The organism is Neobacillus canaveralius (genome assembly GCF_047237705.1).
GTDB classification, from domain to species: Bacteria; Bacillota; Bacilli; order Bacillales; family Cytobacillaceae; genus Neobacillus; species Neobacillus niacini_K.
Genome location: NZ_JBDFLL010000001.1, coordinates 5,443,598 through 5,459,210, shown reverse-complemented (window position 1 = coordinate 5,459,210; position 15,613 = coordinate 5,443,598). Strand labels below are relative to the sequence as shown.

The following is a 15,613-nucleotide window of genomic DNA, read 5'->3' as shown; positions in this document are numbered from 1 at the left end:
TAACAAGGTAGCTTCTATTAAACGGTTGAAAATGGACTTTATATTCTTTTAGATTAATAAAATGGTAGACAGAAGAATGAATGTTCGGTATAATTGTGTCAAAAAGAGGACAAGCTGTCCTTAAGGAGACACAATATGATTATTCAGGGAATTAAAGAAAAACGAGAACGCTTGGGTCTTACACAAAAAGAATTTTCAGATGCGCTTGGGTTAGGTAGAAATGGTGAAAGAACATTAAGAAGGTGGGAAAATGGTGAGTCCCATCCATCCCCATTAGAGTACAGGAGAATAATGGATTTTCCTGAAGAACCTCGTTTTCCTGCACCTGACAATCCCCGGTTCACGATGATCGATTTATTTGCGGGGATTGGCGGTATACGTTTGGCATTTCAAAGACAGGGAGGTAGTTCTGTTTTTGCATCGGAATGGGATAAACACGCTGTTAAAACTTATAGAATCAATTATGGTGAGGAGCCAAGGGGCGACATTACACAAATTCCAACCGCTGAAATCCCTGAACATAATATTCTTCTCGGTGGGTTCCCTTGCCAACCATTTTCACAAGCAGGCTTAAAAAGGGGTTTTGAGGATACAAGGGGAACCATTTTCTTTGAAATTGCACGTATTCTTAGGGAAAGAAGACCTCAGGCTTTCTTATTAGAGAACGTTAAGCAATTGAGGGGGCATAATAAGGGAAAGACATTAGAAACCATTCTTCGAGTTTTACAGGAGGACCTAGATTATACAGTGTATTATGAAGTACTGCGTGCAGGGGATTTTGGTGTGCCTCAAAACAGGGAGCGAATTTATATTGTTGGTTTTTATAATCCTCTTGGCGGTAGGGATATACCGTTTGCTTTTCCTGAACCAACTTATGAAATTACACGGGTTGGGGACATTTTAGTTAATAATCCGGATGAAAAATATACAATTTCTGATAGGTTATATCAGGGTCATCTAAGAAGAAAAGAGGAACACAAAAAGAAGGGGAATGGGTTTGGTTTTTCATTATTTAACGAAAACAGTCCTTACACCAATACAATAAGTGCCCGCTATTATAAGGATGGTAGTGAGATATTGATTAACCAAGGAGAAGGAAGAAACCCAAGGAAACTAACACCGAGAGAGTGCGCAAGATTACAAGGGTTTCCTGAGGAATTTGTTATACCAGTATCTGATACACAAGCATATAAACAGTTCGGAAATTCAGTAGCGGTTCCAGTGGTCGAAGCAATCGCAAGAAAAATGGTTAATGCAATTGAAGAGAGTGTTGGGTTTCAATATATTACCGACAAGGAGTCAATAACTGCAAGATAATATGCTCCTAATTCCCTTTAAATCGTTGCGGAATAAACTAACATAATACTACAGTGACTAATTAGAAGGACTGGATCACGATACCAGTCCTTTTTTCTAGGGTCAAATCACTTTTAATAAGCTCATGGACTTCCCAAAAAAATTCTTTATTTAGGCTAGGAGTTGTAAGGAGTCAAAAACATCAAGTTCTTTGCTAAAACTTGGATTTATGGCAATGTAATGGAGAACTTTAATATTAAGGTTTAATGCCCATTTTAAATACTATGTTAACGCTCAAAATAGTAGATACTAAAATTTTCAATTCTAGCAATTTCACCAATAAGTCTTTGGTCAAAATCATCGGTTATCGAATCTAAAATTACAACCTTTATATTGTTGGGAGTGGGAGGGGAATTAATAAAGCTATATAATTGACTTCTGTCATTATAAGAATCGGCAATTACCGCAACTATTTCATAAGATTCTTTGATAAGACTTTTTGAGTTTTCTATACTATTTATAAAATCATCTATAGTCTCATTTTCCTTTTGTCTAAAGTATATTACCGCAGTTTCCATGTGATTCACCACTTATTTCACTAATATTAAGTAGTGTTATTATAACTTACCTTTTAACTTAATTAAACCAAAACTAAAATTCTACCGATAATATCCTTATTAATATCTATGGGTTTGATTTTTTAGCCTTATGGGACTTTCATTGATTTACAACCTCCTCATCCGAACATCTCCTATTTAGATTTTTAAAATATGAATTTAAAATCAGGCAGTTACTTTCGTTGGTATTTAAACAAATAAATGGTGAGTCTGTATATGATTTCACATTAAGTTAAATACTATCGAAAAAAGCGATACAAGGGGTTATCATGATAGCACTTAAACCGATTAATTTAAGTTCACCAAAAACAGACATTACGGAAAGATTGACGTCAGCAGAAATAGCAAAACTTTGGGCAACTTATATGGGAAACAGTATGGCAAAATGCATTTTATCGTACTATCTACAACACGTAGAGGATGAGGATATTAAAACCTTATTAGAAAATGCATATCATTTAACTATGGATTTCATGAAGACAACGGAAGAAATCTTTAACCAAGAAAATTTCCCGATTCCTAAGGGCTTTGATGAAAAGGAAGATGTAAACCCAGGTGCACCTCGTTTATTCGAAGATCAGTTCTATGTCCATTACTTAAAATATACTGCAAAAGCAGGAATGAGTATCTATAACGTAGGATATCCACTTGTCTACAGGAAAGATGTAAAAGATTTTTTTAGGTATTGTATGGAGTCCACTATGGATTTAATGGACCAAATCAAAGCAATCTTAATGCATAAAGGATTTATAATGAAACCACCCCTTATTCCGGTTCCAGAAAAAGTTAAATTCATCCATAAGGATTTTTTAAATGGTTTCTTCGGACATGTACGACCGTTACATGCTTTGGAGATTACCCATTTTTACGATAATATTGAGAATAATGTTACAAGTAAAGCACTCATTATGGCATTTGCCCAAGTAGCAAGAGATGAACAAGTTCGGCAATTGTTTGAAAGAGGGAGAGACCTTACACAAACAAATTTAGAACGGTACATGCAAAAACTACACGATGAAAATTTGCCTTCTCCACCTCTTTTAGACCATTTAGTAACAAACTCAACGTTTTCTCCTTTTTCTGATAAGATCATGTTATTTCATAAGGCAGATATGTTTTCCATGAAATTAAGGGCATTTGGAAATTCAGTGGCTGTTAATGGAAGACATGATGTTGGGTTAATTTATACTAGATCGTTTGCAAAAATCTCCTTGTTTTGTGAAGAGGCAGCTAAACTCATGATCGAAAATGGCTGGATGGAGCAGCCTCCGTATGCAGCAGAGAGATAGAATTAAGATAATGATTTATTTCTTTATGATTTTAAGTCATGAAAGTGCCCCAAAAATGAATATTAGTAACAGTTGAAATCGCACTTCAAATACCAATAAAAGCGCTAAGAGTTAAAGTCCTCTGAGCGCTTTTATTGGGACACCTATTCTATTAAATCTACGTTCGCTGAACTTGTCATTATTTATTAAATTTTTTGTACTCATCAATATAGAAAGCTACATAACCGCAATTTGGACATACAGATGCTTTAGCCTTTGCAGAAACACTTTTGAAAAGTCCTTTCCCCTTTTGACTAATCTTAATTCCAGAAAAATCACCTTCAACAGTTACTTTACAATCTGTTATCATTTCAGTTTGGCATTGATGACAGATCCTTTTCATTATTAAATCCCCTTTTAAATCAAATTAAAGCTAAACCGCTTCGTTTCATCTCTTTACAATTTATATACCTATTTTATCATTTAATTACAATTTCACTTAATCCTTTCAAGTTGAAAGTCAATTGACAATCATTTTAATAACCCAAATAACAAGGTGACAATAGTTATTGTCACACTGTTATTTAGTGTGATATATGCTCTGTTATTTTGTGTGTCAAAAATGAATAAACGTTGAAAAGTAAGATTTTTTGAGGTATTAATTGTAGAATACTTATTGAAAAGTATTTTCAAAATTAGGAGAAAAACTAATTAAACGATTAATTAAATCAGGTGGTAAACTAATCAGACGTTTGATTAAGGGGTGTGAGACCTTGGTACAACAGGTTTTGAAAACTAATCAAACGTTTGATGAACAAATTCACCGGTCAAAGGACGGAAGGGACTATCATGAAAAAATTACAAACTTTTACGAAACAGTATCAAAAAGAAATGGGATGGGAAATTTCTGAGGAGAGCTATGCTAAGAGCAGAGATTCTCTTTTAAATAATTACATGCTGCTAACGACGGAGGTTGCCGAGGTAGCAGAGGAGCTGAGGAAAGCTTTTAATTTAACGGCTGCAAATGTTGAAAATGGTATGGACGAAGAACAGGCATTTGAGTTAGCAAAGAATCAGATTAAAGAAAATGTAGGCAAGGAGCTGTCAGACTGTCTGGCTTACATGCTGAAATTTTATAATTTTTTTGGAATCGATGCAGAAGAAAGCTTTTACGCCAAAATGAAAGAAGTTAAACACCGGAAGAATAAGGATTTGGTTAAACCAACGAAATAAAATCATTCACTTGGGACCACGATTTACTTTGAAAATGACCTATTTCAAGCAAGATACAAGAAAGGCTATCCAAATAAGCGATATTCATTACTAATCAAACGATTAATTAAATCGGTTGATAAACTAATTAAACGTTTGATTAAACAGGCTGAAGCCTTGGTACTGCTGCTTCTAAAAACTAATCAAACGTTTGATTAAAACTTTCTGACCGAGATAGACAATGTTACGCGAATTAAAAAGAGATGATCTTAGGTAAGACCACCCCTTTAACAAGTTGTTTAAACTGTGAGTTTCAACAACTGATCATTTTGTTCTACTGTTTCGCTTGTAGTCGCTTTAACGTCAATATATTGATCAGTATTTGTAATAACGACCAATGTAGTTGTTTCATATCCCTCAGCTTTTATTTGGTCCATTTCAAATTCAATGAGCAGGTCGCCTTGCTTGACATGATTACCTTGTTTTACATGTGGTGTAAAGTATTGTCCTTTCAATTTTACTGTATCAAGGCCAATATTAATTAATACCTCAGCTCCATCTTCAGACGTTATACCAACGGCATGTCCTGTAGGGAATTGGGTTGTGACCACGCCATCAACAGGTGAGTAAATTTTGCCCTCTTCCGGTTCAATGGCAATTCCCTTCCCTACCGTTTCGGTTGCAAATAATGGGTCGTTAATAACACGTAATGGAATGACTTTACCTCGTAAAGGACTCTTAATGATTTCCGGCTTTACCCCAAAAATATGTTGGGTAAAACCATCATCAACCTTTGAATTCTTGCCTTCATATCCAAGGAGATACGTTAAAAGGAATCCGATGACAAAAGCAGCGCCAATCCCAATTAAATATTCCCAAACTGGTGTAAACGCTGGAATAGAGAGTACACTTGGAAGGACAAAATCGTTCATCACAACTCCAACACTTCCATTGATCGCACCGCCTATTGCGGCAGCAATGATAACATATATCATGGTTTTGCGATAACGAAGGATGATTCCGTAATTAATCGCTTCGGTTGTTCCCGCCAATGCCCCAGGAACGATTCCACTTGCTGCTAGAGCCTTCAAATCTTTATCAGGTGTCTTCAGAAAAACTGCAATGCCTATTCCCACTTGAGCAAACGGAGCTGCCGCTGCCATGGCAATAATTGGGTCAGGACCAGTTGCGAGATTGACGATAGCTAATGGAATAATGGTCCAATGCAGTCCCATAATCGTCAGGAAAGTCCATGAAGCACCTAAAACTGCCCCTGCTAAAAGCCCGCTTTTTCCGCTTAGGAAACTAATCACCGAACCTAATCCTTCTCCCAAAAGTGTCCCAATAGGACCAAATATAAGCATGGTTAATGGAACGAGAACGATTAATGAGATCATAGGAGTGATAAACATTTGGATATCTTTATAAATAACTTTCTTTAAAAATCGATCTAAACCTGCATAAACAAACATGGCAATAAAGATTGGAAAAACAGTAGAAGAATAATCTGCTAATAAGACGGGAAGGCCAAAAAAGTCGAGAGTCTTCACATCGTTTTCTACAAGGTGCATAATTTCAGGAGTCAGTAAAGAGGCACCAATAACACCGCCTACATATCCGTTGGCACCTAGTTTAAGCGCAATGGAAATCCCGAGAAACAATGGCAGAAAATGAAAAATAGCATCTCCTGCAGCTGATAAAATAATATAGGCACCGCTTTCATTTGACAGCCAGCCGATTGTGTCTAAAACCGATAACATTGCTTTTAAGAGTCCAGCACCAGCGAGAACGCCGATAATTGGGGCGAAACTTCCTGAGATGATGCTTAACACTTTCGCCAATTTCGTTTTTTTCGATTGATCAGGATGATTTTGTTTTTGATTGCTCATAGTTGTTTTCACACTCCCATATCTTTTATCATTTGCTTTAGGTTCCTATTTTAATTTCAACTTAAAAAATACTTTTTACCGCTTTCATTTTCACTGTCATTGATTGAAACGGTCATGCAATATTAGTATAATGAATACAAAAATTTATCAGTAGGATTAATTTGATAATATCTGGACAGAAATAGTTTTTTTGCAACAGTCCATTTGGAGGAAGACACGCTGGAACCATTGAAGATCATCTCAACGGCAATGAAACTACAACATATAACCAATTTAAATACTTATGTATTGAATCAAAAACGGGAGCTTGTTTATTATCAGGAATTGATTTCGATCCCAGCATTCTTGCCAGGTTCAGGGGAGAGGGATGTTTTATTTTTGTATGACAAGGTGGAACAGCGAGGAAAGCTATATTCCTATATAAATGAATGGGACCTTCACTATTTCGGATATTCCTTCAGCCAAAAGGAGGAAGCCTATACCGTTATTATTGGCCCTTATTTTGATAAGACACCGAATCTATTCCTTTTGTCAAAGAATTATCGTCTCTCAAGTACACAACATGAAGATTTAAGGCTGATTGCAAATAAAATCTATATTCTAACTGTGGACCAGGCAAGCAGTTATGGAAGTGTCCTTCAGCAGTTTACAAACATGATGGAGCAGGAATTGGCCCCATTCGTTATTGTTTCTAATAAAATCAGCGGTTCTGTTAATCAGGAGGACCACCTTCACGTAGATGAAGAAGCTGACATAGTTAAATTGAGGTATAAGACAGAAAAAGATTTTATGTATGCTGTTGAACGTGGTGATAAAAATACAGCGTTAGCACTCATCAATTCCAAAAACATGCTGTTTTCCTTTTCGGAACGGTTTCCCAATCAGCCGTTACGCCGACTCAAAAATGTCGCGATAATCTTAAATACCCTGTTGCGTACGTCTGCGAGAAATAGTCAAGTACCGGCAATCATGATTCATCGAATCTCAGAAAAATTTGCTTATGAAATTGAAAATGCAAATCAAGTAGAAACACTGCAGCAATTAGAAGATCGCATGATTGAGGAATATTGCGATTTAGTTATCTCAAACACATTAAGTAATTACACATACATAACTCAACAGGTGATTGAGTACATCCATAGTTTTTATAATAAGCAAATCAATAAAGAAGAGTTGGCAGCAAAGCTGTCTACTCATCCTAGTCATCTCGCCCGAAAATTTAAAGAAGAAACAAAGATGACCTTAACGGCTTATCAGCAGATGTTACGAATAAACCAAGCTAAACACATGTTAAAGACAGAGAATCTATCCGTTGAGGAGATTGCCTGGACGATAGGCTACGAAGATCCTTCTTACTTTGCAAGAGTCTTTAAAAAAGAAACAGGCAAGACTCCCTCCCAATTTCGAGATGAAGATGGAGAATAAGCAAAGTAAATTAGAAAAACAAGTTATAGATCGAATAGGGAGATATATCATGAAATCGCTATTTTAAATAGCGCTCTAAATTTTTCCCTATCTTCTGCTGTAAACGGTTTTGGCCCCTTTGTACGCTTTCCGCTTTTTCGAGCCATCGCACTCAAATAGCGTGTTTGTAATAATTGGTCAATGTTTTCATTTGTATAGCTATACCCAGTATGGTGCAGAACCGTACACCCTTTTGCTAAACCTAGCGAAGCCAGACCATAATCCTGCGTAATGATTATATCTCCCTTTTTTGCTAACTTCATTATCCGATAATCCGCAGCATCAGCTCCAGAATCGACATAAATGGTTTCTACACCAGATGGTTGTTCCGCACTAGAAAAATGAGAAAAGCTAGTAACAAGAATAACAGGAATATCAGCATTCGTACCTTCGGAGATAATAATATCTTTTACCGGACAAGCGTCGGCATCAACATAAATTTTCATCATAACCACTCCTGTAATGATCGTTTAGAAATGCATTTTTGATGGAGGATAAATCGCGATTTAATCATTCCACCTTATTCATTTAATATACCACTATAGAATGAAGAAAAGTATTTCACGGTATTTGGAATACGACATGGAGTGAATTTTTTAGACAATGGACAAATTATCAGTGAAGTTATCAGCTTCGTTGAAGGGGGAAAAAGCATGAATGAAAAAAAACAAGTTGGAGAAAAAGCTGTAGAGTACGTGAAAGATGGGATGGTAGTGGGACTAGGTACAGGGTCAACTGCATATTACTTCATTTCAAAACTCGGCGAATTAGTCCAGCAAGGACTATCCATTAGGGGAGTCCCTACTTCTATGCAGACAGAACAACTGGCCAAAGAGCTAGGCATCCCCCTTGTTTCGTTCAATGAGATTGAGAAAATTGATGTAGCCGTCGATGGAGCAGATGAAGTCGATTCAGAGTTAAATCTCATTAAAGGAGGTGGCGGTGCCCTTTTAAGAGAAAAAATTATCGCTGCCTCAGCTAAAACTTTTATCATCATTGCGGACTCACATAAAAATGTAGATACATTAGGAGCTTTTCCATTGCCAATAGAAGTGGTCCCTTATGGATTTGAAATGACAATAAAGCATATCCAAAATCTTGGCGGGAGAACGAAGTTACGACAGTATCAGGGGAATTCGTTTTTAACAGATAACGGAAACTTTATTTTGGACACCAGTTTTCAAGAAATTAAGCAGCCAAAAGAATTAGAGAAAGATCTAAACCTCATACCCGGTGTAGTTGAGAATGGTTTATTTGTTGGAATGGCAGATGCTGTTATCACCATTATGGATAATTGTATTATAACTCAAGTCCGTAAAGAGCTTTAACTGACTGCCCAAAAAAGGTGCGAAAGTCCACTTTTTCAAAAATAAATGGCTGATGAAATTGACTGAAATTGCTTCGGTAGAATTATCAAAATTATGAAGAAATAAAAGGGGTTCTGCTATGCATTAGTGTAGAAAAATGCTTCAGTCGATACACTTTGTTCCTGTAAAAAGCAACACCAGTCATTGCAATGTCCTTCATAATACGCTATCGTTCTTTAGAGGAAGACGCTTTACTAGAAATTGTAGAAATATTAAGTTTTTGTGGACAAGCTGTCAAAAAGAGTTAAAATAAGCATATATTTATCAAAATTGGAGGAAAAAGCTAATGAAATTTTTTATCGATACTGCAAACCTAGAGGAAATCAAAAAAGCCTACAAAATTGGTGTATTATCAGGAGTAACAACTAACCCTTCCTTAGTAGCGAAAGAGGGCGTTAAATTCGAAGATCGTATTGCAGAAATCCTAAACGCAGTTCCAGAAGTTGAGTCCGTTTCTGCTGAGGTTACACCGAATGCTTTGACTGCTGAGCAAATGATTGCGGAAGCAAACGAGCTTATTAAAATTAACGGTGGCGATAAGAATATCACCATTAAATTACCAATGAATTTAGATGGGTTAGAGGCTTGCCGCTATTTAACAAAAAAAGGTGTTAAAACGAACGTTACCCTTATTTTTAGTGTGAACCAAGCATTGCTTGCTGCACGTGCAGGAGCTACATATGTTTCACCATTCTTAGGTCGTTTAGATGATATTAACGAAGATGGTGTAGAATTAGTTGCAAAAATCGCAAAAATGTTCCAAGTTCAAAACTTAGATTCACAAATCATTGCTGCATCAGTTCGTCACCCTGACCATGTTACACGTGTAGCATTGGCAGGAGCTCATATTGCAACCATTCCATTTAAGGTAATTGAGCAATTATCAAAACATCCGTTAACAGACCAAGGTCTTGAAAAATTTGCTGCTGACTGGAAAACTGTTTAAAAAAGTAAAAGGGGCTATCCAAAAGTCAGGTAAACTGACTTTTGGAAGCTCCTCTTATTTTTATAATAATATTTGCTGTTGACAAATCTAGAAAAAGATATACAATAAAAATATCTCAAATTCAAGATACTCTGATTCAAGACACGGTGTTTTAAGATAGTTGGGAAAGCTGTTAGATATAAGTCGAACAGACAAAAAAACAATAAGGGAGTGTTAATAATGGTGACTTTATATCTATCACCTAGTTGTACTTCATGCCGAAGAGCAAAAGCTTGGTTCGATGAACATCAAATTCCTTACAAAGAAAGAAACATTCTTTCTGAAAAACTCTCAGCTGATGAGATTAAGGATATTCTTCGTTATACAGAAGATGGCACTGATGAAATTATCTCGACAAAGTCAAAAGCTTTTCAGAAACTAAATATCAATATTGACTCTCTATCACTTCGAGAATTGTATAAACTTATCAATGAGAATCCTGGCTTATTAAGAAAACCATTAATTATGGATGAAAAAAGATTACAAGTTGGATTTAATGAAGAAGAAATAAGAAGTTTTCTGCCACGTAAAATGCGTTTATTCCAACTGGATGAAGTCTATAACTTTGAAGGGGCTCATTAAAGAAAAATAGCGATAAAAGCAAATTAATAAGTACGTATTGACAATATCTCGAATTCAAGATATATTGATTAAGGATATTTAAACAGGAGGTGTAAATATGGAACGGATATGCACAAACCAGCCATTTTTGCTGCTAATGCAAACCTCAAAAGCCATACAGGAACGGCTAAGAGATGAAATGTCCAAAAATAATCTAAGTATTACGGAGTTTTCTGTTTTAGAGGTACTTTACTACCAAGGTAAACAAACCATTCAGCAGATTGGAAATAGAATCCTGATCTCAAGCGGATCGATGACGTATGTGATAGATAAACTTGAACAAAAAGGAATCATAAAAAGAAACGACTGTAGAGAAGACAGACGAGTTATTCATATAACTTTAACGGCTGATGGAATGGAAATGATGGATAATATCATGCCGATGTACCAAGACATTGTTGATTCCTTTTTTGTAGATTTAACTGGTGATGAATCACAGTTGTTGGTCAACTATTTAAAAAAGGTTTGGAACAGAGTGAAGTAATAAATTTTTTTAGATTAATATCTCGAAATCGAGATAAATAAAAATTGGAGGAACATAAAATGATGAGTATTGGATTATTGATTATTAGATTAGTGATTGGGCTTTCATTCATGGCTCATGGTGCACAGAAATTATTTGGTTGGTTTGGCGGTTACGGCTTAAAAGGCACAGGAGGCTGGATGGAGTCGCTCGGGTTGAAACCAGGTGTAATGATGGCTCTTATGGCAGGATTAGCAGAATTAATTGGAGGATTATTGTTTACCTTGGGGTCCCTTACTCCTCTAGCTGGAATTATGATTGCAGCTACAATGGTAATGGCAATTGCTAAGGTTCATGCTCCAAACGGTTATTGGTCAACACAAAATGGATATGAATATAATTTAACAGTTATTGCCGTTGTCATTGGAGTAGCATTCATTGGACCTGGACAATATGCGTTGGATGCTTTTTTATTCTAAAACCTCTTGAATTAGAGAATCTCAATTTAGAGCATTTATCGATAATTTAATTTAGAAATAGACATCATACTATAAAAAAGGAGTGTTTTTAAAATGAGCAAGAAAACAATGGGTATTCATCATATCACTGCTATTGTAGGTCATCCTCAGGAGAATGTTGATTTTTATGCAGGTGTATTAGGATTGCGCTTAGTGAAACAAACGGTAAACTTTGATGATCCTGGCACTTATCATCTTTATTTCGGAGATGAAGGAGGAAAACCTGGAACCATCATCACATTCTTCCCTTGGGCTGGAGCCCGTCAAGGTACGATTGGTGACGGTCAAGTAGGAGTAACTTCATATGTTGTTCCTAAAGGTGCCATAGGATTTTGGGAAAATAGATTAGAAAAGTTCAAAGTACCTTTTACAAAAATGGAACGATTCGGTGAGCAATTTTTGGAGTTTGATGATCCACATGGCCTTCACCTTGAAATTGTTGAAAGGGATGAAGGGGAAATAAATAATTGGAACTTTAGCGGGGTAGCACCAGATGTTGCTATCAAAGGTTTTGGCGGAGCCACTCTATTATCTACACAGCCTAATAAAACTGCGGATTTGTTAGAGAACGTTATGGGACTTGAATTCGTAGGAAAAGAAGGAGATTTCGCCCGTTACCGTTCCGCAAGCGATATCGGAAATGTTATTGACCTAAAAATAAATCCAATTGGACGTGGCCGAATGGGTGTGGGAACTGTGCATCATATCGCTTGGCGTGCTAGTGATGACCAAGATCAATTGGATTGGCAAAAATATGTGGCAGCGAATGGTTACGGCGTAACTCCAGTACAAGACCGGAACTATTTCAATGCGATATATTTTAGAGAACATGGGGAAATTTTATTTGAAATTGCAACTGATCCTCCAGGCTTTGCACATGATGAATCTCAAGAAACAATGGGAGAGAAATTAATGCTGCCTGCACAGTATGAACCACACAGAGAACAAATAGAACGCGGTTTGCTGCCATTTATAGTAAGAGAATTAGACTGATTTTACGAAAGGGAATGATTTCTTTGCTTTCAATTGATCCAGCCTCTTTGTCTGAAAGAGAAAATTATAAATTTCTAGTCGGCAGTATTATTCCAAGGCCGATAGCTTTTGTTACCACGCTTTCGAAAGATGGAGTATTAAATGGTGCACCTTTTAGTTATTTTAATATTGTTTCGTCAAATCCCCCGATGATTTCGTTATCGGTTCAGCGAAGAGAGGGGCAGCCAAAAGATACGGCAAGAAATATTCTGGAGTCAAAAGAATTTGTGATTCACATAGTTGATGAACAGAATGTAGAAAAAATTAACCAAACAGCGGCAAGTCTTCCTCCTGATGAGAGTGAAATAGAGTTAGCTCATTTAACATCAGTAGAAAGTGTGAAAGTTTCCGTACCTGGTGTAAAAGAGGCCAAAATTCGAATGGAATGCTCTTTGGAGCATTCCATAGAATTAGGCGGTTTGGATTCTCCAGGGTGTGATTTTTTAATAGGGAGAATTGTTCAGTTTCATATTGAACAGGACATTTATGAAAAGGGAAGAATTGATCCTAAGGGGTTAGCCGCAGTAAGCAGGTTGGCTGGGAATAATTACGCCAAAATTGGTGAGATGTTTGAAAACGTACGACCTAATTAATTTCTATGTTGACTTTAATGTGTGCGTAGGTCACATGAAGGGGAGAGAAATAAATGCAGAAGACAGCAGGTATCCATCATATTACTGCAATGGTCAATGATGCCCAAAGGAATATCGACTTTTATGCTGGCGTGCTTGGGTTAAGGCTTATTAAAAAGACAATCAACTTCGATCGTCCTGAAGTGTATCACCTCTATTTTGGAAACGAGACAGGTGACCCTGGAACGGTTATTACCTTCTTTCCTTGGGAGAAGCAGTTAAAAGGAAGAATTGGAAAAGGGCAGGTTGGAGTAACGAGTTACATTATCCCAAAGGGAAGCCTTCCATTTTGGGAGAGTCGATTGAAAAAATTCAACATTGAAACGCAGGTCTCCATTCGCTTTGGAGAAAAGTATCTTAAATTTCACGACCCAGATGGCTTGCAGCTTGAACTTGTAGAAAGAGATGAAGGACCAATCAATCTTTGGGAATTTGGCGGTGTTCAAGCAGAGACTGCCATTAAAGGGTTTGGCGGTGCGATTCTCTACTCTGCTCAACCACATAAAACAACAGAAGTACTAGAAAATGTGCTGGGATTAGAATGCATTGGTCAAGAAGGTGATTTCCTAAGATTTAAGGCAGAGGGACATCTCGGAAACACGGTCGATATACAGCTGAATCCGACTGTCCGGGGTTTAATGGGGGCAGGTACTGTCCACCATATTGCTTGGAGAGCAAAGGATGAAGAGGATTTACTCAGATGGAGACTACTTCTTCAAGACAAAGGATACTATCCAACTGAAATTCGAGATCGAAATTATTTTAAAGCCGTGTATTTTCATGAAGAAGGGGGCATCCTCTTCGAAATCGCTACCGACCCGCCAGGCTTTTCAGTGGATGAACCGGTTGATGAACTTGGGGTAAAACTGATGCTACCATCTTGGCTAGAGTCAAAACGAGAAGAATTAGAAGAAACCTTACCGCCTGTTGAGTTAAGAGTTCTGGAAGGGGATAAATAATGAAACATATATATAATAAGGGTCAGAATCCTAAAAAACCAACGTTGTTACTGCTTCATGGTACTGGAGGGAATGAATTAGATCTGCTGCCGCTTGCAGGAATGATTGATGATGAAGCAAATGTATTAAGTGTTCGCGGGAATGTACTAGAAAATGGCATGCCTCGGTTTTTTCGCAGATTAGCTGAAGGTATCTTTGATGAGGAAGATCTTATTTTTCGAACAAAAGAATTAAACGAGTTTCTAGATGAAGCCGCCGAAAAGTATGATTTTGACCGCGATAATATTCTTGCAATTGGCTACTCAAATGGAGCAAATATTGCTGCGAGTTTATTATTTCACTATCAACATGCCCTAAAGGGTGCAATTCTTCATCATCCTATGGTGCCGCGAAAAGGAATTGACCTTCCGAATTTAACAGGGAAATCAATATTTATTGCAGCAGGGACAAATGATCCCATTTGTTCACCTATGGAATCTAAAGAGCTTCATTCTTTATTAGAAAAGGCACAGGCGAAGGTAGAACTTCATTGGGAAAATAGAGGACATCAACTAACTAGAGAAGAAGTAGAGGCAGCTGCAACTTGGTATCGACAACATTTTATTACTAAATAATAGAACTTAAAGGGGAATTACGAAAATGTTAAAAAATGAAATTGGAGCTCTTATTTTACGCATTACATTAGGAGCAATATTTTTTATTCATGGAGTTGTAAAATTTCAAGGCGGAATAGAGAACACAGCTGGCTGGTTTGAAAGTCTTGGCTTACCAGGAGTTACGGCATATGGAGTTGCTTTACTCGAAATGATTGGGGGCATCCTATTAATCATTGGATTGGCAACAAGACTAGTATCTGCCTTGTTCGCCCTATTAATGATTGGAGCAACAGTAAAAGTGAAACTTGCAATTGGGTTTTTAGGAAATGGTCAAATGGCAGGTTATGAATTAGATTTAGCGTTTTTAGCTATTGCGATATATCTTGTCATTAATGGTAGCAAGCTATTCTCACTAAGTAAATTAATCTTTCATAGGGATTCAACGAACGCAAAAGCACTTTAAAATAAATAGAAATTTAAAAACAGGTAAATTATAGGTGGTGTTACAAAATGGGTTTCTTATCTAACCCGTATGGAACAAGTGTGACAGTTGGTCAAGATGGTAAAATGATTGAAGATGTTCAAGCTGCTGTAAAACATCAGCAAAGCGTACTGTTACAGTTGCAGAATGGGTAAAAAAAGCGAACCAATAAATTTAAATCAATTAAAAAGCTAATCGGAGCCATTCGATTAG

At 36.8% G+C, this 15,613-nt stretch carries 18 protein-coding genes and 1 pseudogene; 15 read left to right on the top strand and 4 right to left on the bottom strand.

Translation table 11 applies throughout. The features are described 5' to 3' along the window. Window positions 1-135 precede the first annotated feature (135 nt). Window positions 136-1,317 (top strand): DNA cytosine methyltransferase, encoded by a 1,182-nt coding sequence (locus tag ABC255_RS26750; protein ID WP_412998163.1) that lies wholly within the window; start codon window positions 136-138, stop codon window positions 1,315-1,317. Window positions 1,318-1,583: 266 nt separating this feature from the next. On the opposite strand, the gene ABC255_RS26745 is transcribed toward ABC255_RS26750, so the two are convergent. After that, entirely contained in the window at window positions 1,584-1,874 is a 291-nt protein-coding gene (locus tag ABC255_RS26745; protein ID WP_412998162.1) for a hypothetical protein, read from the bottom strand. Between the two features lie 308 nt (window positions 1,875-2,182). On the opposite strand from ABC255_RS26745, the gene ABC255_RS26740 reads away from it, so the two are divergent. Then, window positions 2,183-3,202 (top strand): DUF3231 family protein, encoded by a 1,020-nt coding sequence (locus tag ABC255_RS26740; protein ID WP_412998161.1) that lies wholly within the window; start codon window positions 2,183-2,185, stop codon window positions 3,200-3,202. 178 nt (window positions 3,203-3,380) lie between these two features. Here the strand turns inward: ABC255_RS26740 and ABC255_RS26735 are convergent, their stop codons facing one another. Continuing rightward, window positions 3,381-3,584, bottom strand: a complete 204-nt coding sequence (locus ABC255_RS26735) for a hypothetical protein (protein ID WP_412998160.1) — start codon at window positions 3,582-3,584, stop codon at window positions 3,381-3,383. Window positions 3,585-4,030: 446 nt separating this feature from the next. Here ABC255_RS26735 and ABC255_RS26730 point away from each other — a divergent pair, with 446 nt between their 5' ends. After that, entirely contained in the window at window positions 4,031-4,414 is a 384-nt protein-coding gene (locus ABC255_RS26730) for a hypothetical protein (protein WP_412998159.1), read from the top strand. A gap of 278 nt (window positions 4,415-4,692) precedes the next feature. Here the strand turns inward: ABC255_RS26730 and ABC255_RS26725 are convergent, their stop codons facing one another. Then, complete coding sequence (locus ABC255_RS26725; RefSeq protein WP_412998158.1) at window positions 4,693-6,282, bottom strand: glucose PTS transporter subunit IIA; 1,590 nt, start codon at window positions 6,280-6,282, stop codon at window positions 4,693-4,695. A 249-nt stretch (window positions 6,283-6,531) separates the two neighbouring features. On the opposite strand from ABC255_RS26725, the gene ABC255_RS26720 reads away from it, so the two are divergent. After that, complete coding sequence (locus ABC255_RS26720) at window positions 6,532-7,707, top strand: AraC family transcriptional regulator (RefSeq protein ID WP_412998157.1); 1,176 nt, start codon at window positions 6,532-6,534, stop codon at window positions 7,705-7,707. Between the two features lie 47 nt (window positions 7,708-7,754). On the opposite strand, the gene ABC255_RS26715 is transcribed toward ABC255_RS26720, so the two are convergent. Continuing rightward, window positions 7,755-8,192 carry a YaiI/YqxD family protein gene (locus tag ABC255_RS26715; RefSeq protein WP_412998156.1) on the bottom strand — a complete coding sequence of 146 codons (438 nt, stop codon included), beginning with the start codon at window positions 8,190-8,192 and terminating at the stop codon, window positions 7,755-7,757. 207 nt (window positions 8,193-8,399) lie between these two features. On the opposite strand from ABC255_RS26715, the gene rpiA reads away from it, so the two are divergent. The 11 genes and pseudogenes from rpiA to ABC255_RS26660 form a co-directional block, all read left to right on the top strand. After that, window positions 8,400-9,074, top strand: coding sequence for a ribose-5-phosphate isomerase RpiA (gene rpiA / locus ABC255_RS26710; protein ID WP_412998155.1), 675 nt, complete (start codon window positions 8,400-8,402; stop codon window positions 9,072-9,074). Between the two features lie 325 nt (window positions 9,075-9,399). Beyond that, a complete protein-coding gene (gene fsa / locus ABC255_RS26705; protein WP_289341346.1) occupies window positions 9,400-10,059 on the top strand; it encodes a fructose-6-phosphate aldolase in 660 nt (219 codons plus the stop codon). Window positions 10,060-10,278: 219 nt separating this feature from the next. Next, the gene (gene spxA / locus ABC255_RS26700) at window positions 10,279-10,680 is read left to right on the top strand and encodes a transcriptional regulator SpxA (RefSeq protein WP_412998154.1); all 402 of its coding nucleotides are present in this window, start codon (window positions 10,279-10,281) and stop codon (window positions 10,678-10,680) included. A gap of 97 nt (window positions 10,681-10,777) precedes the next feature. After that, window positions 10,778-11,203 carry a MarR family winged helix-turn-helix transcriptional regulator gene (locus ABC255_RS26695; protein ID WP_412998153.1) on the top strand — a complete coding sequence of 142 codons (426 nt, stop codon included), beginning with the start codon at window positions 10,778-10,780 and terminating at the stop codon, window positions 11,201-11,203. Between the two features lie 59 nt (window positions 11,204-11,262). Then, a complete protein-coding gene (locus ABC255_RS26690; protein WP_412998152.1) occupies window positions 11,263-11,661 on the top strand; it encodes a DoxX family protein in 399 nt (132 codons plus the stop codon). Window positions 11,662-11,754: 93 nt separating this feature from the next. Next, the gene (locus ABC255_RS26685; RefSeq protein ID WP_412998151.1) at window positions 11,755-12,693 is read left to right on the top strand and encodes a ring-cleaving dioxygenase; all 939 of its coding nucleotides are present in this window, start codon (window positions 11,755-11,757) and stop codon (window positions 12,691-12,693) included. A 23-nt stretch (window positions 12,694-12,716) separates the two neighbouring features. Then, complete coding sequence (locus ABC255_RS26680) at window positions 12,717-13,325, top strand: flavin reductase family protein (protein WP_412998150.1); 609 nt, start codon at window positions 12,717-12,719, stop codon at window positions 13,323-13,325. A gap of 53 nt (window positions 13,326-13,378) precedes the next feature. Further along, the gene (locus ABC255_RS26675; protein ID WP_412998149.1) at window positions 13,379-14,323 is read left to right on the top strand and encodes a ring-cleaving dioxygenase; all 945 of its coding nucleotides are present in this window, start codon (window positions 13,379-13,381) and stop codon (window positions 14,321-14,323) included. Then, window positions 14,323-14,937 carry an alpha/beta hydrolase gene (locus ABC255_RS26670; RefSeq protein WP_412998148.1) on the top strand — a complete coding sequence of 205 codons (615 nt, stop codon included), beginning with the start codon at window positions 14,323-14,325 and terminating at the stop codon, window positions 14,935-14,937. The genes ABC255_RS26675 and ABC255_RS26670 overlap by 1 nt, the downstream gene beginning before the upstream one ends. A 25-nt stretch (window positions 14,938-14,962) precedes the next feature. Further along, complete coding sequence (locus ABC255_RS26665; protein ID WP_412998147.1) at window positions 14,963-15,382, top strand: DoxX family protein; 420 nt, start codon at window positions 14,963-14,965, stop codon at window positions 15,380-15,382. A gap of 62 nt (window positions 15,383-15,444) precedes the next feature. Further along, window positions 15,445-15,572 (top strand): annotated as a pseudogene (locus tag ABC255_RS26660) (NAD(P)H:quinone oxidoreductase, type IV); the annotation flags it as partial. Window positions 15,573-15,613 lie beyond the last annotated feature (41 nt).